23 protein-coding genes are annotated in these 23280 nt (G+C 38.9%); 8 read left to right on the top strand and 15 right to left on the bottom strand.

Annotation, left to right across the window (positions count from 1 at the left end; translation table 11 throughout):
- Nucleotides 1–16: 16 nt before the first annotated feature.
- The 7 genes from CLW00_RS14225 to CLW00_RS14195 all read left to right on the top strand — a co-directional run bounded on the left by CLW00_RS14225 (nucleotide 17) and on the right by CLW00_RS14195 (nucleotide 5803).
- Entirely contained in the window at nucleotides 17–466 is a 450-nt protein-coding gene (locus CLW00_RS14225) for a hypothetical protein (protein WP_106134368.1), read from the top strand.
- Nucleotides 467–571: 105 nt separating this feature from the next.
- Nucleotides 572–2164: an amidohydrolase family protein gene (locus tag CLW00_RS14220; protein WP_106134367.1), complete on the top strand. Its 1593-nt coding sequence runs from the start codon at nucleotides 572–574 to the stop codon at nucleotides 2162–2164.
- Between the two features lie 54 nt (nucleotides 2165–2218).
- A complete protein-coding gene (locus CLW00_RS14215; protein WP_106134366.1) occupies nucleotides 2219–3019 on the top strand; it encodes an alpha/beta fold hydrolase in 801 nt (266 codons plus the stop codon).
- Between the two features lie 120 nt (nucleotides 3020–3139).
- Nucleotides 3140–3589 (top strand): MarR family winged helix-turn-helix transcriptional regulator, encoded by a 450-nt coding sequence (locus CLW00_RS14210; RefSeq protein WP_106134365.1) that lies wholly within the window; start codon nucleotides 3140–3142, stop codon nucleotides 3587–3589.
- Nucleotides 3590–3673: 84 nt separating this feature from the next.
- The gene (locus CLW00_RS14205; RefSeq protein WP_106134364.1) at nucleotides 3674–4189 is read left to right on the top strand and encodes a YceI family protein; all 516 of its coding nucleotides are present in this window, start codon (nucleotides 3674–3676) and stop codon (nucleotides 4187–4189) included.
- A gap of 59 nt (nucleotides 4190–4248) precedes the next feature.
- Nucleotides 4249–5199: a ring-cleaving dioxygenase gene (locus CLW00_RS14200; protein WP_106134363.1), complete on the top strand. Its 951-nt coding sequence runs from the start codon at nucleotides 4249–4251 to the stop codon at nucleotides 5197–5199.
- Nucleotides 5192–5803 (top strand): alpha/beta hydrolase, encoded by a 612-nt coding sequence (locus tag CLW00_RS14195; protein ID WP_106134362.1) that lies wholly within the window; start codon nucleotides 5192–5194, stop codon nucleotides 5801–5803. Before CLW00_RS14200 ends, CLW00_RS14195 begins: the two co-directional genes overlap by 8 nt.
- A 63-nt stretch (nucleotides 5804–5866) precedes the next feature.
- On the opposite strand, the gene CLW00_RS14190 is transcribed toward CLW00_RS14195, so the two are convergent.
- The 7 genes from CLW00_RS14190 to CLW00_RS14160 form a co-directional block, all read right to left on the bottom strand.
- Complete coding sequence (locus CLW00_RS14190) at nucleotides 5867–6796, bottom strand: DUF4249 domain-containing protein (RefSeq protein ID WP_106134361.1); 930 nt, start codon at nucleotides 6794–6796, stop codon at nucleotides 5867–5869.
- Between the two features lie 2 nt (nucleotides 6797–6798).
- On the bottom strand, nucleotides 6799–9165 hold the full coding sequence (locus CLW00_RS14185) for a TonB-dependent receptor (RefSeq protein ID WP_106134360.1): 2367 nt from the start codon (nucleotides 9163–9165) through the stop codon (nucleotides 6799–6801).
- Between the two features lie 260 nt (nucleotides 9166–9425).
- Nucleotides 9426–9830, bottom strand: coding sequence for a septal ring lytic transglycosylase RlpA family protein (locus CLW00_RS14180; RefSeq protein WP_106134359.1), 405 nt, complete (start codon nucleotides 9828–9830; stop codon nucleotides 9426–9428).
- 306 nt (nucleotides 9831–10136) lie between these two features.
- Complete coding sequence (locus CLW00_RS14175; protein ID WP_106134358.1) at nucleotides 10137–13166, bottom strand: SbcC/MukB-like Walker B domain-containing protein; 3030 nt, start codon at nucleotides 13164–13166, stop codon at nucleotides 10137–10139.
- Nucleotides 13167–13368: 202 nt separating this feature from the next.
- Nucleotides 13369–14586 carry a metallophosphoesterase family protein gene (locus tag CLW00_RS14170; RefSeq protein ID WP_106134357.1) on the bottom strand — a complete coding sequence of 406 codons (1218 nt, stop codon included), beginning with the start codon at nucleotides 14584–14586 and terminating at the stop codon, nucleotides 13369–13371.
- A 31-nt stretch (nucleotides 14587–14617) separates the two neighbouring features.
- Nucleotides 14618–15043, bottom strand: a complete 426-nt coding sequence (locus tag CLW00_RS14165; RefSeq protein ID WP_106134356.1) for a type II toxin-antitoxin system VapC family toxin — start codon at nucleotides 15041–15043, stop codon at nucleotides 14618–14620.
- The gene (locus tag CLW00_RS14160; RefSeq protein WP_106134355.1) at nucleotides 15040–15288 is read right to left on the bottom strand and encodes a DUF6364 family protein; all 249 of its coding nucleotides are present in this window, start codon (nucleotides 15286–15288) and stop codon (nucleotides 15040–15042) included. Before CLW00_RS14160 ends, CLW00_RS14165 begins: the two co-directional genes overlap by 4 nt.
- A gap of 116 nt (nucleotides 15289–15404) precedes the next feature.
- Here CLW00_RS14160 and CLW00_RS14155 point away from each other — a divergent pair, with 116 nt between their 5' ends.
- The gene (locus CLW00_RS14155; RefSeq protein WP_106134354.1) at nucleotides 15405–15944 is read left to right on the top strand and encodes a septal ring lytic transglycosylase RlpA family protein; all 540 of its coding nucleotides are present in this window, start codon (nucleotides 15405–15407) and stop codon (nucleotides 15942–15944) included.
- A gap of 3 nt (nucleotides 15945–15947) precedes the next feature.
- On the opposite strand, the gene pyrF is transcribed toward CLW00_RS14155, so the two are convergent.
- The 8 genes from pyrF to xerD form a co-directional block, all read right to left on the bottom strand.
- The gene (pyrF, locus tag CLW00_RS14150) at nucleotides 15948–16763 is read right to left on the bottom strand and encodes an orotidine-5'-phosphate decarboxylase (RefSeq protein WP_106134353.1); all 816 of its coding nucleotides are present in this window, start codon (nucleotides 16761–16763) and stop codon (nucleotides 15948–15950) included.
- Nucleotides 16764–16824: 61 nt separating this feature from the next.
- On the bottom strand, nucleotides 16825–17478 hold the full coding sequence (gene lolA1 / locus CLW00_RS14145; RefSeq protein ID WP_106134352.1) for an outer membrane lipoprotein periplasmic chaperone LolA1: 654 nt from the start codon (nucleotides 17476–17478) through the stop codon (nucleotides 16825–16827).
- Between the two features lie 42 nt (nucleotides 17479–17520).
- The gene (locus tag CLW00_RS14140; protein WP_106134351.1) at nucleotides 17521–20007 is read right to left on the bottom strand and encodes an FtsK/SpoIIIE family DNA translocase; all 2487 of its coding nucleotides are present in this window, start codon (nucleotides 20005–20007) and stop codon (nucleotides 17521–17523) included.
- Between the two features lie 52 nt (nucleotides 20008–20059).
- Nucleotides 20060–21109 (bottom strand): quinone-dependent dihydroorotate dehydrogenase, encoded by a 1050-nt coding sequence (locus CLW00_RS14135; RefSeq protein WP_106134350.1) that lies wholly within the window; start codon nucleotides 21107–21109, stop codon nucleotides 20060–20062.
- 99 nt (nucleotides 21110–21208) lie between these two features.
- Nucleotides 21209–21715 carry a hypothetical protein gene (locus CLW00_RS14130; protein WP_106134349.1) on the bottom strand — a complete coding sequence of 169 codons (507 nt, stop codon included), beginning with the start codon at nucleotides 21713–21715 and terminating at the stop codon, nucleotides 21209–21211.
- An 87-nt stretch (nucleotides 21716–21802) separates the two neighbouring features.
- The gene (locus CLW00_RS14125) at nucleotides 21803–22048 is read right to left on the bottom strand and encodes a hypothetical protein (protein WP_106134348.1); all 246 of its coding nucleotides are present in this window, start codon (nucleotides 22046–22048) and stop codon (nucleotides 21803–21805) included.
- Complete coding sequence (locus CLW00_RS14120; protein ID WP_106134347.1) at nucleotides 22018–22314, bottom strand: hypothetical protein; 297 nt, start codon at nucleotides 22312–22314, stop codon at nucleotides 22018–22020. The genes CLW00_RS14125 and CLW00_RS14120 overlap by 31 nt, the downstream gene beginning before the upstream one ends.
- A 59-nt stretch (nucleotides 22315–22373) precedes the next feature.
- Complete coding sequence (gene xerD, locus CLW00_RS14115) at nucleotides 22374–23279, bottom strand: site-specific tyrosine recombinase XerD (RefSeq protein ID WP_106134346.1); 906 nt, start codon at nucleotides 23277–23279, stop codon at nucleotides 22374–22376.
- Nucleotide 23280 lies beyond the last annotated feature (1 nt).

Genomic DNA, 23280 nt, shown 5'->3' with positions numbered 1-23280 from the left:
ATTATTGAATAGTTTTATGAAGAAAAAATATTTGTTGCTTGTTTCCTGTTTTTGTTTGTTGTTTTGCGCTGAGGCTTTTTCACAAAGTAAAATAAAGCCTTTGCATGTGGGTGTTTATCAAGGAGGGCTAATCACTCAGGTATCAATAGGTACAGATTTTGAAAAGAAGTATTATGGTGAATTGAGGTTGAATGCAACTGATTTATTAGATTTTCCTTTTAGTGTAGAAGGGTATTTTAATAGAAATTTGAAAAGGACGGATTGGTATAATTTTCATTTGGGTCTTATGCTCAGGGTATGGGAATTTGGTGATCTAAGTGCAGGCTTGCCTTTAGGCCTTACTATAAAACCCATTGAGGCGCATCGGAACTTGGGGATTCTACTTGAAACAACTCCGATTGTATCATCATTTGGAAATGTAGGTTTACGGGGCGTTCTTGGAATTAGGTATTCATTTGGGAATTAAAAGAAGAAAATTATAGCATTTTAACCGCTTGTATGTAAAAAGTACAAGCGGTTTTTTTATTGTACATAATTCGGCTATTTTAAACTTTTCAATAAATATTAGACTATGAAAAACCGCCAAATCATCATCTTACTAGTTTTAATTCTCATGCCGTTTTTGACCTTTGCTCAAGTGATGCCATCACCGGAAAGAGCTGAAGGAGAAGGCCCTTACGATAAATTAATTATAAGAGGTGTGACTTTGGTAGATGGTACAGGTGCGCCACCAATCGGTCCAGTTGATATTGTTGTTGAAAAGAATATCATCAAGGAAATCAAAGTTGTGGGATATCCAGGTCTCGCTATCAAGGATGAAAGAAGGCCTGTAGCAGGACCTGATGATAAAGTAATGGACTTAGAGGGGCATTATTTATTACCTGGCTTTATAGATATGCACGGGCATATCGGTGGAGCTGGACAAGGTACTCCAGCGGAATATGTATTTAAATTATGGATGGCTCATGGCATCACCTCTATAAGAGAGCCTTCAGCTGGCAATGGATTAGACTGGGTATTAGAGCATAAGAAAAAGGCTCTTGATAATACCATTACAGCACCTAGAATATTTGCTTATACAGTTTTTGGCCAAAATGCAGGCAAGACAATCACCAATGCCGAAGAAGCTAAGGCTTGGGTGAACCAGAACAAAGATAAAGGGGCAGATGGTATCAAGTTTTTTGGAGCAAAACCTGAAGTGATGCAAGCTGCCTTAGAGGAAAACAAAAGATTGGGCCTTAGGTCTGCTATGCATCATGCTCAAATGGATGTAGCGAGGTGGAATGTACTTCACTCTGCACGGGCAGGATTGACTAGTATGGAGCATTGGTATGGATTGCCTGAGGCATTGTTTGAGAATCGGACTATACAGGACTATAGATTGGATTATAATTACCAGAACGAACAGCACAGGTTTTCTGAGGCTGGAAAGTTGTGGAAGCAAGCTGCGGCTCCATATTCCGAGCACTGGAACAAAGTAATGCAGGAATTGTTAGACTTGGATTTTACCCTTGATCCCACTTTTAATATATATGAGGCAAATAGAGATTTGATGAGGGCAAGAAGAGCTGAATGGCATGAAGAATATACCTTACCTTCACTTTGGAGGTTTTACAAGCCAAGCAGAGAATCCCATGGCTCATACTGGTTTGACTGGACTACAGATGATGAAATCCAATGGAAAGAAAATTACAGGCTTTGGATGACTTTTATCAATGAATATAAAAACCGTGGTGGGAGGGTGACTACAGGTTCTGATTCTGGTTTTATTTATCAGCTTTATGGATTTGCTTATATCCGCGAAATGGAATTGCTTAGGGAAGCTGGCTTTCATCCATTGGAAGTTTTCAGGTCTTCAACTTTACATGGTGCTGAAGCATTAGGTGTGGATAAAGAATTGGGAAGTGTAGAAGTCGGTAAATTGGCAGATTTCGTGATATTGGATGAGAACCCCTTACAGAATTTCAAAGTCCTTTATGGAACCGGTGCGATCAGGATAGGAGAAGACAATGAACCATATCGTGCGGGTGGAGTAAAATACACTGTAAAAGACGGAATAGTCTATGATGCCAAACAGATGCTAGAAGATGTACGTTCTATAGTGAACCAACATAAAGCAAGAGAAGAATCAAGAAAAAATAAACAACCGGGATTAGATTGGTAATTAAAGTTTGGTCTTGTTCTTAGATACTTTTCCTAGAACTCTAAAGTTATAGCCATGCCGCACATACAACTAAAAAATACTAACCTTTTCTATATTAAAGAAGGTGAAGGAAAAGAAGTAATTCTATTTTCACATGGTCTTTTGTGGAGCCATAAAATGTTTGAAGCCCAAATCCATCATTTAAGTAAGGATTATACAGTCATAGCCTACGATCATAGGGGGCAGGGGCAGAGTGAGGTTAGTCCAGGGACTTATGATATGGATATGTTGGCTCTCGATGCTCTGGAGTTGATAGAAAAGGCAGTCGGTCAGTCAGTCCACTTTGTAGGCCTGTCAATGGGTGGATTTGTAGGTATGCGTCTTGCGGCAAGATATCCTGATAAAATCAAAAGTTTGACCTTGTTAGAAACCTCAGCCAATCCCGAACCTGTCGAAAATCTCCCCAAGTATAAATTCTTGAATGGTGTAGTCAAATGGTTTGGTGTAATCCCAACTGTAGCCAGTTCTGTGATGAAGATCATGTTTGCAGAAAGCTGGCTGACAAATCCACAAAATAAATCAGATTATAAAAAATGGTCTAAAGAACTTCAATCCAATAAAAAGTCGATTACAAAATCAGTAGAAGCAGTTATCTATCGAAAAGGTGTAGAGGAAGAGATTAGACATATCAAATGCCCGACCATGATTGTGGTGGGAGATGAAGATGTGGCAACCAAACCAGAAAAGGCAAAATTTATACAAATGTCCATTCCAAACGCTGTGCTGCATATACTTCCAGGTGCTGGGCATAGCAGTAGCATAGAAAAACCTGATGAGGTTAACAGGCTACTTTCTGATTGGATGAAGCATTTTTGATGCAAAATATTTGTCCACCCTATCCATGTTTTTCAACATTTTTGAATCTTTTTTTAAAAAAGTGAAACTATTACACCCCTTTATGTGTATATACATTTAATACATACACAAATTATACATATGAAGATCGAAGAGGCAATCCAGCAAAAAGCTTTTAAAGATATATATAACAAGGCGGTTGTAAATTTACTTTATACCCAAAGTTATATTGTCAGCAAGCAAAGTAGTTTATTCAAGCCCTTCGGACTTTCACCTGAGCAGTACAATGTTTTGAGAATTCTCAAAGGCCAAAACGGCAACCCAATCACTGTTTCGTCGATTCAAGATAGGATGCTGAATAAAATGTCAAATGCATCTAGACTTGTCGAAAAACTCAAGCAAAAGGGCTTTATCAATAGAGAAGAGTGTCCAAGAGATAGGAGACAAGTGGACGTTGTTATTACTGATCAGGGAATGGAAGTACTTAAGCAACTTGAAGAAAAAATACACAGTCTAAATAGAGAATTAATTCAATTGAATGAGGAAGAGATTGGTCAATTAAATAATCTCCTTGACAGATTGAGAGAATAAAAAAATTTAAACAAATAAATGTATATACAATTAATGTATATAACTATCATCTTAATATAATTTCAAATTTAAAATTCAAATACAATGAGCACATTAACTAAATGGGCAATCGACCCAACGCATTCAGAAGTTTCTTTCAAAGTAAAACACTTGGTAATTTCTACAGTAACAGGTTATTTCAGAGAGTTTGAAGGTTCTGCAGAGTCTACTTCTGATGATTTTCAAGGCGCTAAAGTAGCATTTGCTGCTAAAATCGATAGTATTGATACCAATCAAAAGGATAGAGATGGGCATTTGAAATCGGATGATTTTTTCAATGCAGAAAAGTATCCACATCTGAAGTTTGAAGGTACCATCAGCGGAGATAAATTGAAAGGTGACTTGACTATTAGAGATTTCACAAAAACTTTAGAGTTGGATGTAGACTTTGGTGGTGTAGCGGGTGATCCTTATGGTAATACCAAAGCTGGTTTTGAAATCGAAGGTAAAATCAGCAGAAAAGAATTTGGATTAAAGTGGGATGCTGTCACTGAAGCAGGTAGCGTAGTAGTGAGCGATCAGGTAAAATTGATCCTTAGTGTTCAACTTGTAAAACAATAAATAATATTGCTGGCGGTGTATAACTGCCAGCTTTATTTTCCAACAATAATTATAATCTTATGTCAGCTCTTATCACAGGTATTCATCACATTACAGCAATAGCGGGTAATCCTCAAAAAAATATTGATTTTTATACAGGGATCTTAGGTCTTAGAATGGTCAAGAAAACCATCAACTTTGATGCGCCGGATGTGTATCATTTTTATTTTGGTGATGAGTTAGGTACACCAGGAACCGTCTTTACTACTTTCCCTTTTGAAGGTGCAAGGAAAGGGACCAAAGGAACTGGCGAATTGACATATACAGCTTTTTCAATAGCAGAAAACTCTCTCGATTATTGGGTTGAAAGATTGAAGAAATATAATGTTACGGTTTCTTCAATTCTAAATAGGTTTGATCAAAAACTCATTCGTTTTGAAGACCATGATGGTATGGGTATTGAGTTAATTGCCAACAATAAAGATTCTCGTAAAGGCTGGACCACAGGAACAATCCCTGAAAATCATGTTATTAGAGGTTTTTATGGAGCAACACTAAATCTTAAAGCCAAAGAGCTTACAGAAAAGCTTTTGACGCAGTTTATGGATTACAAATTCATCGCTGAAGAAGACGGTCGGTTCAGGTATGGTACAAAGGGGGAGCCAGGTGATATTGTAGATATTGTTGTAGATAAAAATGGAAGGCAAGGTATCCAAAGTGCTGGAACTGTGCACCACATTGCATTTAGAACTGAAAATGAATCTTCTCAATTGGAGATTCAAAAAATCCTGATTAACAATGGGTATCACGTCACTGAGGTGAAGGATAGAAACTATTTCAAATCTATCTATTTCAGAGAGCCTGGAGGGGTATTGTTTGAGATAGCTACAGATGATCCTGGATTCGCTATTGACGAAGATGAAGCACTTCTTGGAGAAGCATTAAAATTACCTGAATGGGCGGAAACGCAACGCCAAGCTATCGAATCCAAATTGGCTAAAGTAACTTTAAAAACTCAAGATTATGTCTAATATTATCAATGCAGGGTTAGCACTGAATGAGGCCAAAAAAGTAGCCATCATGATCCATGGTAGGGGAGGTACTGCAAAAAGCATTTTGAGCCTAGAGCAAAGCCTGAACCTTGAAGATTTTGCCTTGATAGCACCTCAAGCACCTGGGAATACCTGGTATCCCTATAGCTTTATGGCACCTGACAAAAACAATGAACCATCTTTTTCTAACTCAATTGAAGCAATTGATGGAGTAATTCAGGACCTGAAAGCCAAGGGATTTTCCACAGAACAAATATTTATCCTGGGATTCTCTCAAGGTGCTTGTTTGTCCTTGGAGTATGCGGCGCAGAATGCTGCAAAATATGGCGGAGTGGTAGCCTTTACGGGAGGATTAATAGGAGAGCATGTAAAAGAAGAAAAATACAAAGGAGATTTTGGAGGAACTCCTGTTTTTATCGGTTCAGGGTTCAAAGATCCGCATGTTCCTTTATCAAGAATTAAGCAGTCTCAAGAATTGTTAAGTAGAATGGGAGCGACTGTCAAGACTTTTATTTTTGAGGATTTTGAACATACCATCAGACAAGAAGAAGTTGACTGGGTAAATGAGCATATCCTGAAATAGGGGCCTGTTAACGATGATGAAGGGAATTTTATTTGGATTTACTTATAGGGTGAATTTTGATAATTAATTCTCTTCTACCCTAAGGTTAAATGTTTTTTGATTAGTGTTTCTCGATTTGAAAATACCTATACCTTGTCTGATGTTATTATATACTAGGACCGGTTGAGATAATATGTCACCCTGATTATATCGCTGTAAGTCTGCGGTATCATAATAACGATAATACGCTTCACTTACATGAGATAAGTTTATGGTAATTTCAATGTCAACATCCCTGGGGAACCTTGTCCTGAAGGTAACTTCAGAATCTTCTCCATTAAGATAAACATCTTGAAACAAAAGTACCTGCCTCATCATGTGATCCTTTTTTAATGCTTGATTTACAGGGTTAGGATAAAGTTCAGAGGAGTAGAAATAGAACATCGTATCACCTTCATTCACATAGAAGCTTTTCCCCAACATATTCCCAGATATTTCATAATAATTTGAGCCTGGCAAATCATCAAATTTAACGGAAACCTCATATATATTTTGCGATGTGAAATTTGGATCCTCACCTAAGTCAGTAAAATTGACCTCTTTGATTTTTACAGATTCAGGAAGGGTTTGAAAGCTATTTACTGTATTGAATCCAGAAGCTTCGGCAATGATTTCATAAGATTTCCCTTCAAGTAGTCCAGGGTTTGGTAGTTCGTAGACATAATTATCCATCCAAGGTAAGCTCCGGTCTACCGGATCAAAAGTGAAAACCTGCCCAGACTCATCTCTTAAGCTTACGATGGCATTTCTAACTGACTCAAATCCATCATATTCCCTGCCCTCCAAGACACTTCGACTCTTGGTTAAATATACCTTAAGCGTGTCATTTTGCTCCAATAAGGCGTTTAGCACTAGCCTAGGCTCTTGATTGGGGATTTCTACCTCTATAAAACGCTCACAAGAGCATAGCAATACAATGCCAATTATGCTTATGATATTTAGGGAAACTCTCATGGTTAAAATGTAAATCTGTAAGAAAAGGAAGGGACAATTGGGAAGAGACTGAACTGCCTAAATTGATTGCTTTGTGTTTCATAATTATAGGAAATATCCATAAAAAACGGATTCAATCGGCTATAGACGTTATAGATTGATATATTCCAAGTCCTTTTTCCCCACCTTTTATCTTTGTGAAAATTAATTCCAACATCCATTCTATGGTAATTTCTCATCTGGAAATTATTTCTTGAATCAAAATGGTCGATATACAAGCCCCCAAAAGTAGTATTGGTCTCATTGATTACTGAGGTGGAGTGCTGATACCTCTGGTTCGGAACTGTTATGAAATTGCCACTGCCAAAAACCCATGTCCCTGAGATATCTATTTTCTCGCTCAACTGATGTACAGCTGTGACGCTGATGTCATGTCTCCTGTCATATCTGAATGGAAACCATTCCCCAAAATTGATCTCATCAAATCGCCTCTCTGTTTTGGAAAGTGTGTAACCTATCCATCCCGTAGTTTTCCCTGTTTTCTTTTGTAAAAACAGCTCCATTCCGTAACTCCGTCCTTCTCCGGATGTGACCTGGTTTTGCCAGTCTTCGGTAGTGTTTAGAAAAGATGCGCCATCTTGATACTCGATGACTCCATTCATGTTTTTGTAGTAGGCCTCGGCGCTGAACTCCAGACCATACCCGATTTTTTTAAAATAACCAGCTGCTACCTGCCAACTTTCTTGTGGGCCGATTCTGTCTGTAGAAGGGACCCAAAGGTCAGTAGGAAGTCCCAAACCCGCATTGGTTAATAGGTGGACAAACTGAGCCATTTGTACATAGGAGAGTTTGATGGATGAGCTGGGATCGATAAGATACCTCATCGCCGCTCTTGGCTGAAAGGAGGTATAAGTTTCATTTCCGGCCAAAAATGCAGAAAAATGCATCCCTAAATTGAATTTCCAACGATCTCCTAGGCTGAAATCATCCTCAATATATGCTGAGACTTCTTTACTATCAGCAGGTTGTGCGCCTTCTCTGATTTCAGGTCTTTGATTTTCTTTTGATACAAATATTCCTGGAGTGAACCTGTGGTCTATCAGCATGGCACCCCATCTTATATAATTTTCGGGATTTGGTATAAAATCGAAATCTGCCTTGATCGCCAAATCTCTGATTCCTGAAGTATAACGTGCAGTATAAAAATCCCTTACAGGTACATTACTTTGGTTAGAAGTAAAAATATCTTCGTATTCTGAAAAGAGACTGAAATGATATTTTGTAAAAGTACCGGTGAAGTTGGCAAATAGTCTTTCGTTGAAAATATGATTCCACCTAACGGCTGCAATATTATTACCCCAACCTAGTCCAGCTTCTTCTTGAGACTCTGTTTTCCCAACATTTGATTCCCAGTCTCCTTTGTATGAGGTGTATGCCACGTCACTCCCACCATAATAGCTGAGGTATAACCTGTTCTTTTTATTGAAAATATGGTTGACTTTGGCATTGACATCGTAGAAGAAATATCCCACATCTTCCTGGCCGTCTGTTTGATTTCGAATCAAAGGCCTTGCGATCAAGTCCAGATATGTCCTTCTACCAGAAAGGAGAAAAGAAGTCTTGTCTTTAGCTATGGGCCCTTCAATAGTGAGTTTGGAAGCGATCAACCCTATGCTGCCTTCACCCTTAAATTCTTTCATGTTCCCTTCTTTCATCGTGATGTCGACCACAGAGGAGAGTCGACCTCCATATCTGGCAGGAAAACCACCTTTTATGAGTTCAACATTGTTGATGGCTCCGTCATTGAAAACAGAGAAAAAACCAAATAAATGACTTGCATTGTATACCGGGACTCCATCCAATAAGATAAGGTTTTGATCAGGACTTCCACCCCTGACGTACAATCCAGATGCACCTTCCGCACCCGATTGTACACCGGGAAGCAACTGAATGACTTTGAATATGTCCACCTCGCCCATCAGCGCAGGGATATTCTTGATTTCTCTGAGAGGAACATTGATCATTCCCATAGAAGTACTCTCTTGGATAGGATCTGTGCGTTCTCCCTCAATTACTACTTCTTTTAAAAGGCCAGACTGATTGAGTTCTACAGAAATTAGGGTATCCTTTTCCAAGTTCAATGAAAGACTAAAAGGTTCATAGCCCACATAGCTAAAAACGAGGTCGATATTTTTGTCCTGAGGTGTATAACTGAAAAACCCGTAATTGTTGGTGATGGCGCCTTTTTGGTTTTGTTTGTCAAAAACATTCACCCCAATCAGAGTTTCACCATTGTTAGCATCTTTCACCGTACCGCTGATACTTACCTTTTGAGCCAAAGAAAATGAATAGATTAAAAAGAATGCCAAGGACAAAGCTATGTTTTTCATTTGAATAGTGATATAAATAATCTGCGAAAATAAAGAAAAACTTAAGTCTGGTTCACTTTTGCAGAAATTAAATTTTTTTTTGAATCTGAAAAAGCTTTTGAAAAAGTTAAGCGGGCATAATTAAGGCTTTTTAATGTCATTGCTTTGACTAAAGTTCTGCTGTCGTAAGGGACATGGGGGAGTGTTTTGGAAGTTCAAGACTTATTCAGTAATCACCTGGTAAAAATGGAAAGTACATACTGACTGAATTCTATTGAAGATCAATTGCCCTCATCTACTTCTACCACTTTGGGATAGCGGATAATCACATCAATAATACCAGAGTCCAACATGCCTAGTTCGCGTGCCGCAGCCCTGGATAAATCAATGATTCTACCTCGACGGAAAGGGCCTCTGTCATTAATGCGTACCGTAACAGATTTCCCGTTTTCTGGATTGACAACTTCTACCTCTGTGTCAAATGGTAAGGAACGGTGGGCTGCTGTAAGCTCTTGGTTTTCGAATACCTCTCCACTTGCTGTTTTTTTGCCATCGAACCTGCGTGCATAGTAGCTGGCTTTTCCTTCTACTTCTTCCATTTCGATTTCTTCTTTACAGCATACGATAAGTAAAATCAAAGTGAAAATTGAAAAAACAGTGAAAAAGAATGAGTTCGATAGTTTCATGATTTAATATAATAAAAAATTGCGTCAAGATCATCTAAATTAAGGATTTACGCTGACCCTAACAGACAAAAAGACAACCCCTATCATGCCATTGACCTAGAATTATATTTCTGTCAATTATTTAGTCATGCTGTACTTTCGGTATTATTGATGTGTACACTGGGAAGTCTGAAGACTGCAATTTGATGGCCCAAGTCTGAAGACTTGAACCATTTCTAACTCATACCGCCTACATTATTTCCGAACCCACTAACCTCACTTAAAAGATCCAACCTTCCTACCTATAAAACTAAGCCATCTCAAGTCTCAAAATGAATACCCCACCTGACTTCCCTTTTCAGGATCCAGCTCTATTTTGGCATAGACACCGATTTCCTGCTGGAGATCTTCCACATGGGAGATAATGCCAACAATTCTGTTTTCATGTCGGAGTAATTTTAGGGTTTCAAAAACAACCCTCAAAGAATTTTTGTCCAAGGCTCCAAATCCTTCGTCCAAAAAGAAGAAAGATTGATCGGCTTGGTTGAGTGCCTTTACTTTTTCTGCCAATGCTAAGGCCAAACAAAGAGAAGCCTGAAAAGTCTGTCCTCCAGATAGGGTTTTGAGAAGGCGTTTTTTGCCGCCGTTCAGGTAATCCACCACCCAAAAGGTATTGCTGTCATCAATCTCCAAGCTAAGGCTGTTTTTGGTCAATTTCGAAAAGCGGAGATTGGCAGTGGCACAAAGTTCTTTGAGGTAGATGGAACTGACATATTTCACAAATCCGCTGCCTTTGAACAGTCGGTCCAGTTCCTTTAGGTTGATTTCCCGCTTCTCAAGCTGTTCAAAAGTAGCTTGGAGTTTTTGTTTTTCTTCCAACTTTGCTTTGATAGAAATGAGCTCCTGATCGAGCAGTGTGAAGGATTTTTTAATAGCTTCCAAAGCGGATTTTTCTTCCTGAAGCTTATTTTGAAATTGGATGAATGCTTCCTGATCAAAACTGCTTACCCCAGGTTGATTTTGGAGTTCATCTACTTTGTTTTTGACCAAAAGGCTTCGGTCTTCAAAACGTCTGATTTCTGCATCTACTTTGTCTGCATCCAATGAATGGTGGAAAAGAGCAATCAATTTTTTTTCATCTTCAAATCCATGCGTGATTTTGAGTGATTCGAATTCCTTTTGTAATTCATCTAATTTCTTGCTGGTAATTTCAGTGAGGTTTTCAAAGTTTTTGAGGTTGGCCAAGTTAGTGGCCTGTTTGTTTCTCTTTTCCAAAAGTACTTTTTGTTTTCCGGATAGTTTGAAAGCAGTTTCTTCTATGTCCAGTTGGACTTTTTGGATGGTTTGTACTATAGCAGTTTTGTCCTTTTCAAAGAAGGCTTTACAGAATAAAATGTCTTTGATCTCATCTTTTTTGGCTGAAATTTTACTGCTCAATCCCAATAAAGTTTGTTCGGCTTCTCTGATTAGTTCTTCCTCTTTTTCATATTTAATTTGATTCTCTTCCAAGGTTTTTCTGAGTCTCCTGATCTGCAATTGCATTTTCTCTCTTCTTGAGATTGCTTGATCAGAATTTTGGATCAGTGTACTTAAAGCCTCACTGGTATCTACTTGATGGGATTGCAGATCCTGCTTTAGTTTTTTAATCTGTTCGAAAAGGGTATTAATCTCGGTTTCTGTTTTGGTCTTATTGGTGAGATGGTTGTCCAGCCTGATCTGTTGCTCAGAAAGGGTTTGTTTCCAAGTTGTAATCTGTTCCAATAAGTCTTTTGCTGATTCAATTTCCTTGTTTTTCAAATCAAGGGTATTGTTGTCGGGTTCTCCTAATGGCTGAGGGTGATCTGTTGAGCCGCAAAGTGGACACGCTTCTCCGGCAATCAGGAGATGGGCATGTGCGAACAATCCGGATTGTTGGATCAACCTTTCTTTATCAGATTCGAGCTTATTGATGGTCAGTTTTTGGGTACTGATCCATTCTTCAAATGAATGATTTGATTCAGGTAATTTTTCTCTTAGGGTATCTATTTGTGCCTTTAAATTTTCCGTCGATGCTGAGATTTCATTCGCTTCTTTTTGTCTTTCTTTGATTTGGCTTTCCCAGTTTCCCCAATCTTTAGCCAGTCCTTTCAGTTCGGATAGTGTATTGCTGTCAGGAGTTTTTATGCTTTCAGATTCTTCTTCTAGCTGTTTTATCTGCTCTTTAATCTCTGACAATGTTTCCTTTTTTGATTCCAAATCAGGTTTTAAGGTTACTGTTATTTTTTTTGCTTCCTCAAGTTCCTTATTAAGATTTTTGATTTCAATTACCTTTTCCAGGTCTCGGATCTTACTTTCTCTCTCAGATTTCTTGTCTGCTTTTTCTTTGAGTTCAAGCTCTTCTTTTTCTAGATGTTCAATTTCTATCAAAAAATTGTCCTTGAACCTTTTGCAGTCAGTTACGCTGATACGGTATTTTTCCAGTTCAGTATTTTTCTCATTAACCTGTTCCCATACTGGTTTGAGATAGGTTTTTGCTTTTAGGAAGTCTTTCCAAATGGCTTTCTTGTTTTCTATTTCAGGCCTTTTGTTATTCAAAATCTCCCATTCTTTCAAAAAATCCTGTAATTGTATATGCTTGGCTCTTACTTCCTCCTGATTTTTAAAAGTCAGCTCAGTTTGCTTAAAAATTTTCTCACCCTCTTCAGCTTGCTTTGCAATTTCTTGAATCAAGCCTGTTTTCTCCTCCAATAATTCAGGGCTTATCTCTTTGAGAACACCCAATTGTGTTTCCATCCTGATCTTTTCATCCTTGAGGTTTCTGAGCAAAGTTCCTGTCTTGGCAGCCAAATCAAATCGCTCCAAACCGAACAATTCCTTCATCATCTCCGCCCTTGGTCCGGGAGTTAGGTCTATAAATTCCCGAAATTTACCCTGTGGAATGATGACAGTTTGCTTGAAATGTTCTTTTTTCATGCCTACTATATCTTCCGCCTTTTGCGTCAAAGGCTCGAGGTGATCCCCTGTCTTCAGGTAAAAAGTATGTTCGGCCGGTTTGACATCCTCAAAGTTCTTGGAATTCCTTTTTGCTGAATATCTTGCGACATAGGTATTGGCATTGTTTTTCCCGGCACGGAATTCAAATGTGATCAAGAGTGCTTCACTTTGAAGGTTCACCATGCTGTTTTTTTCTCCGCGGTCAGAGAGCCTTTCGGTACTTGAGTAAAGTGCCAAAAGAATGGCTTCCAGAATAGATGATTTTCCACTGCCCACTGCCCCAAATATTCCAAATAGACCAGCGCCGGTCAACTTATCAAATTCTATAACCTGCTTTTCCTTGTATGAGTATAATCCTTCAATTTCTAATCTGATTGGAATCATTATTCTACTATTTAAAAATTAATGTGATGATTTTAAGGCCTTTGCTTTAACTGGTATTAATTGATACTTGGATATTGAGATATTAGAATCCATATGGACCGTTATAATTGAACAATGAGTTAAGCGATGCATGGAGTTCTTCCAATATCTATAAATATCAAATATCAATAAATATCAATTTCTTTTGATTTCATCCGATTATTCATTCTTCACTTATCACTTCTTTAAATATACCGAGTAACTCGTCATTGGGTTCCTGCCCGCGTTCGCTTTTAAAATACATTTTGAAAAGACTGACCATATCTTTTTCAAGGTCTTCAGCTTTTAAGCTGAGACTTTCTTGGCTCTGTGGATTTTTGATTTTTGGAATCAAGCTCACGATTCCATCATGGGCTTTCATGATGGCCTTCCGGGTATCGGCGTCTATGGAGTTTTCTGTTTCATAGGTGAGCTCCACAAAGCAATATGGATTGGTTTCCAACCACTCCAGACAAGTGGTTAATTCGCTGAAGGTTTTCCTAAACAAAGGCCTGCCTTTGGTAAGTCCTATTGGTTTGTAAGCTGCAGGTAGTCCCGGATTGAGTTCGACGACCACGACTTGCTTTTGCTGATCGGCTTCGCTAAAAGAATAGGCTAGGGGTGAAGAGGAATATACTGCAGGGAATGGCGTTTTGCTGACCGCGTGGTATCGGTGGAGGTGTCCTAGGGCTGCATATTGGATTTGGGGTGGAATATTATGGGTGAGAAGGGCTTGAGTCCCTCCAACATGAAGAATAGGTCTTTCACTTTCAGGTTCTTCCAGCAAGGGTTCTCCTTCTTTGGTGAAAAAGAAATGTCCTACAAAAAGATTGACGCCAGATGGATCACAGTATTTGTCAGCCAACGTTCGCCACTTGTCAGCCAGTAATTCCCTGAACTTCTGCTCTCTGTCGTTTTCGCCCAGATAGGTTTTTAGTAAGGTTTCATTGGCATAAGGTGCCAGAATGATTCTGATAGGAAAGTCAAAATTTGGTAACTTCAATTCCATATAGCCTGGTTCGGAGTTGATTACTTCCAAGCCATTATCTAACTGTCCAATGGCAATTTTGCTATCATACTTACTGTAAAAGAAAATCCCCAGCTCTCTTGCCAAAGGATCCGGGGCCTCGATGAATTGGGTGCTGTCATGATTACCGGAAATGGCAATAATTGGCCTTTTGCCGTCATTGGATAGCTTCTTGAGTTTTTTATAAAGTAAGTCAATGGCGTCATGGCTGGGATTGAAGCTGTCAAAAATATCACCTGCCAGTAAGATGAGATCTACCTTTTCTGCCTCAGCAATTTGAATGATTTCATCCAAGACCTCTTTCTGTTCTTCCAATCGGGAATATTCCTGTAATTTTTTGCCTAGGTGCCAATCGGCAGTGTGTAGAATTTTCATGGTTTAAAAATAGGATGCTTTTAATAATGTTTTAAGGTTTTAACCTTTGAATCAATTCCATAAACTCATCAGGAGCGATAGCAGGAATTGGAGAGTCTTTGAAATCTTTAAGGTTGCGTGTGACGATATAATCTACCCCAGAAATAGAATCAGCATTAAAAATTTGGAGAGCGTCTTCGAAATCACTAAAATCTGAAATTAGAGCCTTTTTGAGTTGGGCTCTAGTCACATCAAGCACCTCAATCATTTGTATTAAATCGAGTAATTTTAATCGGAGAGATTTTTCGTCTGTAAATTTTTTGAGAATATAATATGTGGTGGCGATAGTATGAGTAGAGCTGTGAAGCCAAACTTTTTTTGGTGCACTGAATAGAAAGATCTCGGTCGCATATTTTGTGAATGCCCCCCTGTCAGATAAAAAATCTATAAGGATATTAGTATCTAGGAAAACTTTCATTTCAGATGTTTAAGGGTTAAATAATCTGAAAGTATTTTTTTTTCGTCAAAATCAGCAGGTAGCTGGATTTTTCCAGAAAGCCTTTTGATCTTCTCCTCCATGGATGTATCAGGTTGCTGGTGATTCACCAGATTTTTCAAATATGTTTCTACCAGAGCCGAAAGACTTCTGCCTGTTTTATGGGCGTATATCTTAGCCTGTTCAATTACATGTTCGTCAACATTGAGGGTGAGTTTTTTAGCCATATACGTAAGTTATTATGAAATATACGTAAACTTTTTTTCTTCTGTTATGTCCTTTAAAAAAAGGTGATTTTTTTCATTTTAAAAAAATTGGTCTGTAAATTGCTTAATTGCCGCATATGAAAAAATACAGCCTTTTTATATTTCTTTTGTGTCTGCCTCTTCTTGGCTTTTCCGGTAATGGCACCGAAAACGGTAATGAAGAATTGGTCATCCAAGAAGGTGTGGCCAGTTTTTATGGGAAAAGATTCCATAATAAAAAAACTGCCAATGGTGAGATTTTCAACATGGAAGAATTGACAGCTGCACACAAAAACCTTCCGTTTGGGACTTTACTTAAAGTGACTAACCTCAAAAATGGCAAAGAAGTATGGGTTCGTATCAACGACCGCTTGCCTCAATCTTCTAAAAGGAGCATAGATCTTTCCAGAGGGGCTGCCAAAAAACTCGATATGATTCAGGATGGAATTGTGAAAGTCAAAATGGAAGTTCCCGATCAAGATACAGTGTTGGCTTTGATGGAGTATTACCAAGAAGAAAAACCGGAGGACATAAGATTAAGGATTTTTGAAAATCCCATAGAAATCAAAAGAAACGATGTTTCTCTTTTAGACCTTAAAATCGAGCTTCAGGCCAATATCAGCGCCAAGAGATTCTAAAAATCAGAGATATTTTTCTAATAGTTTTTCCATTTCATCTCGTAAAATTCTCGATTCTCTTTCAGCTTGTTTGCCAAAATCCAGATCTTTTCCCGCATAGATAATCCCTCGGGAGGAATTGACCAGTAAGCCGCAATGATCATTCATGCCATACTTGGCCACTTCTTCCAAACTTCCGCCTTGTGCACCCACACCGGGTACCAAAAAGAAATTGTCAGGAACCAGAGCTCTGACTTTGGCGATATTTTCTCCGCGTGTAGCACCTACTACATACATTAGGTTGTCCGGATTTCCCCATTCAGCACTTTTTCTCAAGACTGATTCAAATAAAAATTCTCCTTTATTAGATTGGATCAGTTGAAAATCTTCGCTTCCCTCGTTTGAGGTTAAGGCCAGCAATATCACCCACTTATTTTCAAAATCTAAAAACGGCAAAACACTATCCCTCCCCATATACGGAGCCACAGTAATGGAGTCAAAATTCATAGCTTCAAAAAATGCCTTTGCATATAATTTTGAAGTATTTCCTATATCACCACGCTTAGCGTCTGAGATAGTGAAAATGTCTTTAGGGATATATTCTAATGTTTTTTGAAGGCTTTCCCAGCCTTTTGGACCCAAGGCTTCATAGAAGGCGATATTTGGCTTGTAAGCCACGGCGTAATCTATAGTATGATCTATTATCTGTTTGTTGAATTCAAAAACAGGGTCTTTTTCTTTGAGAAGGTGGACGGGGATCTTGCTCAAATCTGTGTCGAGGCCCACGCATAAAAATGATTTCTTATTCTGGATGTGCTTGAAAAGTTCTTTTCTGTTCATTTTGGGTGTTTTTCCCAAAAATAAGGATAAAAAAATATCTGCGCTGATTTATCAATTAAAATCAGCGCAGGTCTATAATTTCAACTTTACCGTATTTCTGTGGATTGAAAGTAAAATAGCTGTCTGCAAGATCCACATTGGTATTGACTGACTTAAACCGATATTTGAATACACCTCCTTGGTCATCATAAATTTCCCAACCTACCAAATCTTTTTTCTCCTTATCTGCAAAAAGTTTGACTCTTTGGAATGGAGCATTTGACTTCTCTGCCGTAAGTTCTATTTCTTGTATGGTCGAACCATTTTCTTTCCTTTCACCCAACAGCCTGTAATTGTATCCTTTTTGGTAGATGGTATAGACAGAGGAAGGCGTCAATTCATCTTCCATTTCAGAGGCATTGTTGATGGTGACTTCTTTGTAACCGCTGGACTCAATATAAGTCCATACTGTTTTTCCATTGTTGAAAATTTCCTGCTCAGGAAGTTTAAGATGGTATTTGTCCCCTTTGATGGATATTTCGCCTGATTGGGACTGGCTCCTTCCGTCAGACACATCGGCATAGGTGAATTCAAAACTGGCTTGAAGGCCCTTGAGTGATTTGTATTTTGTGCTTACATCATCCAGTATTTTTTTTGCTTCAGCGTCTTTTTGTGAAAAAGCAACTGTTGAAAAAAAAGATAAGAATAATGCGATTAGCGTAATTTTTCTGGTCATTATAATATTTAATTAAACCCTGATGGGTAAAAGCACAAGGTGTTACAAATTGTTCAATAACCGTTCCAAACTTGCTTCATCCTGTACCAAGACTTCTCGGGCCTTGCTGCCTTCAAATGAGCCTACAATTCCTGCAGCCTCCAATTGATCTACAATCCTTCCCGCACGGTTGTACCCGAGTTTTAATTTACGCTGAATCAAAGATGTACTGCCTTGTTGATGCATTACAATAAGTCTTGCTGCATCATCAAAAAGTGGATCTCTATCCGCCAAGTCGATATCTGCCAGCCCACTGTCACTGTCTTCTCCTTCAAATTCCGGCAGCAAATAAGCGTCAGAATATCCTTTTTGTTCACCGATCCAATCACAGATCGCATCTACTTCCGGTGTGTCCAAGAAGGCACATTGCAACCTGGTAACTTCTGAACCTGAAGACAGTAGCATATCCCCCTGACCGATCAACTGATCCGCACCTCCTGAATCCAAGATTGTTCTACTGTCAATTTTGGAAGTTACACGGAATGATAACCTTGCAGGGAAATTGGCCTTGATGATACCTGTGATGACATTGACCGAAGGACGCTGCGTAGCTACAACCAAGTGTATGCCTATCGCTCTTGCCAACTGGGCTAGACGGGCTATCGGAGCTTCTATTTCCTTGCCGGCGGTCATCATCAAATCTGCCAATTCATCAATTACCAAGACGATATATGGCATAAACCTATGCCCTTTGTCAGGATTGAGTTTACGGGCAATAAATTTAGCGTTGTACTCTTTGAGGTTTCTGCAACCGGCATCTTTCAACATGTCATACCTGTTGTCCATCTCTATACATAGGGAGTTGAGGGTATATATTACCTTTTTGGTATCGGTTATGATTGCCTCTTCTGAGCCCGGAAGTTTGGCTAGAAAGTGCCTTTCTATTTTATTGAAAAGGGTCAATTCCACCTTTTTAGGATCGACCAATACAAATTTTAATTGGGAAGGGTGTTTCTTGTATACCAAGGAAGCCAAAATCATGTTTAATCCTACTGACTTACCTTGTCCAGTTGCTCCAGCCATAAGTAAGTGAGGCATTTTGGCCAAATCCACTACGAATACTTCGTTTGAGATGGTTTTTCCCAGGGCTATAGGCAAATCCTTGTCACTTTTCATGAACTTCTCTGTCCCAATTACAGCTCTAGCTGGCACGAGTTCCCTGTTTTTATTGGGTACTTCAATGCCTATAGTGCCTTTTCCGGGGATAGGAGCGATGATTCTAATGCCCAAGGCAGCCAAGCTTAGTGCAATATCATCCTCGAGGTTCTTGATTTTGGAAATCTTAACTCCTGGATCGGGGACAATTTCATACAATGTTACTGTAGGTCCAATGGTAGCCTTGATTTCCTGAATCCCAATCTTAAAATTGACCAGGGTTTCTACAATCTTGTTCTTATTATCTTCCAGTTCTTGACGAGTCACCGTTACCTTTTGCAGATCGTAAGAATTGAGCAATTCAAGAGTTGGATACTTGTAATGCGGTAAGTCTAAAGTTGGGTCATAAGGGTCTAGATTTTGGACCTCGACAGCTGTTTTTTCTTCACCATCAGCTTTGGTTACCGAAAACTTCTTTTCTTCAACAGGAGGTTCTTCGATGGTTTTTTCGGGTACTGTACTCTCAATATTCAAGGCCAACTCTTGGGAGCCAGACTTTGCTTTATCAGTGGCCTTGTCTGACTTGATGGTCCAAGAACTCCCATCATCTTCCAGTCCATCATCTTCTTCCACCAACAGCGACTCCTCTTCAAATTCATTCAGTACAGGTTCCTCTTCTACCTGATCAAATGGAGATTTGGCTTTTGAAGGTTTCTTCTCCAGTTCAAAGTCTTCTTCATCTTCTCTTCTGGCACTGCCAAAAAGATTCAATTGTTGAATGTTAAAAAAGAACACACTAAAAATCAGAAGTGATCCCCCAATAAGAATAAAGGTGCCCCAGCCCAAAAACTCTTCTGCTAATTTGCCTAGCTCATATCCAAATCCGCCACTCCAATCCGCATAGGAATTGTAGCCAGTAGAAATCTTGCCTAAATATCCAGTTACCAAACAAAGCCAAAAGGTGAAAAACAATGCAAAAACCAAATATCTAGGGATGGAATAAAGTGACTTTTTGAAGGCCATATTGAAGCCTAAAAGGAATATAAAAGGAGGCAGCAGAAAAGCTGCAATCCCAAACCATTTATGAATAATCACATATGAAATCTGAGCACCAAAAAGCCCCAACCAATTCCTTGCTTCTGAAGCTGTGCTCCTTATATCCTCTTCTAATTCCGAGGCCACTAAACTTTGATCAGCATTCCCTTCAAAAAGGTAGCTGATGAATGCAAAGAATAAAAAAAGTGATAGGGAAAGAAGAATAATCCCAAAAGTCAGGGGGATTCTTTTGTCTTTAAGAAAGCCCATAGAAAAGTTTCTTTTAACCCTTTCTTTTGTAGTGGACTTTGGACTGTTTTTCCTTCGAAAAGTATTTTCTCTTGGTTTCTCTGAAGCCATTGTTGATTATTATCTCTCTGTTGAATGCAAGAATAAGTGAAATATACAGAAATTATCTTTTTTGAAGTTGATAATACTCTGCCAATCCCTTTTTGATTTCTTTTACCAAGCTTGGTCCTTCATAAATCATGCCCGAGTACACCTGTACCAAGGAAGCACCTGCTTCCAGTTTTTCTATGGCATCCTTGGCAGAATAAATGCCACCTACTCCAATTATTGGGAAAGCCCCCTTAGATTGCCGGTGAAGATATTTGATGACCTCTGTACTTTTTTTGGACAATACTTTACCGCTCACACCTCCCGCTCCAATCGCTGTAACTTTCTCGACGGCAGTTTTGAGCACACTCCTGTCAATGGTGGTGTTGGTCGCTATTACCCCGTCAATTTTTGTCTCTATTATGATTTCAACAATGTCATCCAATTGCCCTACAGTGAGGTCAGGTGCGATTTTTAAAAGAATAGGTTTGGGATCTTTGTGCTCTTCGTTCGCTTTTTTGACGGCTGCAAGCAAGTTTTTCAATGGTTCTTTTTCTTGAAGCTCTCTAAGATTTGGCGTATTTGGAGAACTGACGTTAACTACAAAATAATCTACATAGGGATGTAGGGCATCTAAGCAATTGATATAATCATCCACCGCGTTTTCATTTGGTGTGACTTTGTTTTTACCGATATTTCCTCCGATCAAAACCTTAGATTTTCTTGATTTAAGCCTCATCACTGCTGCTTCTACGCCACCATTGTTGAATCCCATTCTATTGATCAAGGCCTGATCTTCTGGTAACCTGAAAAGCCTAGGCTTTGGATTTCCATCCTGAGGCTTGGGTGTCAGGGTGCCGATTTCTATAAAACCAAATCCTAACAAAGACATTTCATCAATCAACTTGGCATCTTTATCAAATCCTGCAGCTAAGCCTACAGGGTTTTTGAATTTCAAACCAAAAACCTCCCTTTCCAAAGAGGGATGGTCATAATCAAAAAATCCTTTAATAATATTTTTTATCAAGGGAAGGTTAAATGTCCGCTTGATCCAACTGAAGGTGAAATGATGTGCATCTTCAGGGTTTTGCTTAAATAAGAGAGGTTTGAGGATAGATTTGTACACAAGACAAGTTTTTGGTCAGTGCAAAAATAGAGTTTGCCTCGGAATAGATTAAATTAAAATGATTTTTACTTGAATTATTTATTCTGTCTAAAAATAGAATTAAATACCAGACTGACTTGGAATGGCTTCATAAACCCACTTATCCTGCTTGTAATTTGGGGCATAAAGCAGGAAAGGAAGTGAGGCACCCATGATAATAAAGCCAGCAGCAGAAATCTGCGGTTCCTGTAATTCCTCAATATCCCTATCAAACATACCGGACGAAACTGATTTTTCTACCTGAATGACAGTCTGTCCTCCTACAAATAATATCGCTCCGACTATTTTTGCTCCGATAAAATTCCTACGCACTTTCGACAACTCATCTACTTTAAACCTTCTGCCATGAACAATTACTTCCTCTTTTGAAACTACCTCTAGTTTCCCGCTTGATTTAAAGCCTCTGTAATGAGTTAATGTAACTCTTTTATTTTCCGGGATGAATTTGGTTTTACCAGTTTGTTGGTGAATCATCCTTAATCCTGAGGATGCAGCCTCTTGTGCAATTGCTGTTTGAAAAACAACTAATAATAAGAAACCTGTCAAAAAAAAAGCTAAAGTTTTCATAGTAGAAGCCAGTTAGTTACCTAAAAATAAATTATTTCTTAAGTTAAAACAATTTATTAATCAAGTTTTAACTATCGATTTAGCGTTTTATGTAGGAGATCTTGGTATTAGCGCTTCAAAAATCCATTTTTCCTTTCTGTAAGTAGGGGGATAAAGAAAAAAAGGTAGCGAACTACCAATTAAAACAAAACCAGTAGGAGAGATGCTTACTGTTTTTGGTTCATCAGCAGGTGGGATGGGGATAGATGCGACAGCTGCACCAAAAATCAGCTCTAGTTGGATGACCGTCAATCCTAGGCCAATCAAACCGGCACCTGCGATTTTGGTACCCATTGGGTTCTCTTGATTTTTGCTATATCTCCAATTTTGAATGTCTTTCCGTTTACATAGACTTCCTCCTTAGAGAAGACCCTTAATTCACCCTTTGCCCTCACTCCATTTTTATCCACGACAGTAACTCTTCTTAATGCTGGAATAAAGCGGATATTGCCATTAGATACATGAAACATCATCAAGCCCGAACGGGTCTCTTCCTGACTGAATCCTGAATGAGAAGTGAAACAACAGAAAACCAAAAAGATCAAGAACAACTGTTTCATTATAAAGCTGTTAGGGGTGTGTGTAAAACTAATCTTTTTTACAATAAAATAGACAAACCTTACTTTCTTGGATGAAATTCATTTAATACCTGCCTCAGATAGTCCCGGTCAAGGTGAGTGTAAATTTCGGTGGTAGTAATACTTTCATGGCCTAGCATTTCCTGGACGGCCCTCAAGTCTGCGCCTCCTTCTATCATGTGCGTAGCAAAGCTATGCCTGAAAGTATGGGGGCTTACATTTTTTTTCAACCCAATGGCTTCAACCTGTTTTTTGATGATCAAAAAAATCATCACACGGCTCAGTTTTTTGCCTCGGCGGTTTAGAAAAACAAATTCCTCATGTCCTTTGACCGGTTTTACATGAGGCCTGATTTCTTCTGTGTAGTATTTGAGGTATTTCAAAGCATCCCTGCCAACAGGGACAAGTCTTTCTTTATTTCCCTTTCCTATTACCCTCAAAAAACCCACATCTGCATACACATTGGATATTTTCAACTCAATCAACTCTGTCACTCTAAGTCCAGAAGAGTATAGGATTTCAAGCATGGCCCTGTTTCGGTGGCCTTCTTTTTCCCCAAGAGGAATACTTTCTAAAATGGAGGTGATTTCCTGGAAACTTAAGGTGTCAGGTAGTTTTCTGCCTAGCTTGGGAGATTCTAAAAGCTGAGAAGGGTCCTCACTGATCAGATCTTCGTACATCATGAACCTGAAAAAGGCTTTTATCCCTGAAATTATTCGTGATTGTGTGTATGCTGAAATTTCCAGTTGGGCCAAGCCATTTACAAAATACCGGAGATGTTCGAGCCGAACTTCCAGCGGACCTGTGTCGGGGTGGTTTTTCTCCATGTATCCACTGAATTTATCCATATCCTGCAGGTAGGCAATAATGGAATTTTCACTCAAAGACCTTTCGATTTTGAGATAGTGTTGGAATTGACGGATCAGTTGGTCCCAAGATTTTGCCACA

The sequence above is a fragment of the Mongoliibacter ruber genome (genome assembly GCF_003003005.1).
Taxonomy (GTDB): Bacteria; Bacteroidota; Bacteroidia; order Cytophagales; family Cyclobacteriaceae; genus Mongoliibacter; species Mongoliibacter ruber.
This window is presented reverse-complemented; position numbering and strand designations above follow the sequence as displayed.

Coding starts and splice junctions, on each gene's coding strand:
- CLW00_RS14155 (WP_106134354.1), top strand. CDS start 15,405: ATGAAAAAATACAGCCTTTTTATATTTCTTTTGTGTCTGCCTCTTCTT.
- CLW00_RS14210 (WP_106134365.1), top strand. CDS start 3,140: ATGAAGATCGAAGAGGCAATCCAGCAAAAAGCTTTTAAAGATATATAT.
- lolA1 (WP_106134352.1), bottom strand. CDS start 17,478: ATGACCAGAAAAATTACGCTAATCGCATTATTCTTATCTTTTTTTTCA.
- CLW00_RS14140 (WP_106134351.1), bottom strand. CDS start 20,007: ATGGCTTCAGAGAAACCAAGAGAAAATACTTTTCGAAGGAAAAACAGT.
- CLW00_RS14225 (WP_106134368.1), top strand. CDS start 17: ATGAAGAAAAAATATTTGTTGCTTGTTTCCTGTTTTTGTTTGTTGTTT.
- CLW00_RS14195 (WP_106134362.1), top strand. CDS start 5,192: ATGTCTAATATTATCAATGCAGGGTTAGCACTGAATGAGGCCAAAAAA.
- CLW00_RS14125 (WP_106134348.1), bottom strand. CDS start 22,048: ATGGGTACCAAAATCGCAGGTGCCGGTTTGATTGGCCTAGGATTGACG.
- CLW00_RS14200 (WP_106134363.1), top strand. CDS start 4,249: ATGTCAGCTCTTATCACAGGTATTCATCACATTACAGCAATAGCGGGT.
- pyrF (WP_106134353.1), bottom strand. CDS start 16,763: ATGAACAGAAAAGAACTTTTCAAGCACATCCAGAATAAGAAATCATTT.
- CLW00_RS14130 (WP_106134349.1), bottom strand. CDS start 21,715: ATGAAAACTTTAGCTTTTTTTTTGACAGGTTTCTTATTATTAGTTGTT.
- CLW00_RS14120 (WP_106134347.1), bottom strand. CDS start 22,314: ATGAAACAGTTGTTCTTGATCTTTTTGGTTTTCTGTTGTTTCACTTCT.
- CLW00_RS14205 (WP_106134364.1), top strand. CDS start 3,674: ATGAGCACATTAACTAAATGGGCAATCGACCCAACGCATTCAGAAGTT.
- CLW00_RS14165 (WP_106134356.1), bottom strand. CDS start 15,043: ATGAAAGTTTTCCTAGATACTAATATCCTTATAGATTTTTTATCTGAC.
- CLW00_RS14215 (WP_106134366.1), top strand. CDS start 2,219: ATGCCGCACATACAACTAAAAAATACTAACCTTTTCTATATTAAAGAA.
- CLW00_RS14190 (WP_106134361.1), bottom strand. CDS start 6,796: ATGAGAGTTTCCCTAAATATCATAAGCATAATTGGCATTGTATTGCTA.
- CLW00_RS14185 (WP_106134360.1), bottom strand. CDS start 9,165: ATGAAAAACATAGCTTTGTCCTTGGCATTCTTTTTAATCTATTCATTT.
- CLW00_RS14170 (WP_106134357.1), bottom strand. CDS start 14,586: ATGAAAATTCTACACACTGCCGATTGGCACCTAGGCAAAAAATTACAG.
- CLW00_RS14160 (WP_106134355.1), bottom strand. CDS start 15,288: ATGGCTAAAAAACTCACCCTCAATGTTGACGAACATGTAATTGAACAG.
- CLW00_RS14220 (WP_106134367.1), top strand. CDS start 572: ATGAAAAACCGCCAAATCATCATCTTACTAGTTTTAATTCTCATGCCG.
- CLW00_RS14180 (WP_106134359.1), bottom strand. CDS start 9,830: ATGAAACTATCGAACTCATTCTTTTTCACTGTTTTTTCAATTTTCACT.
- CLW00_RS14175 (WP_106134358.1), bottom strand. CDS start 13,166: ATGATTCCAATCAGATTAGAAATTGAAGGATTATACTCATACAAGGAA.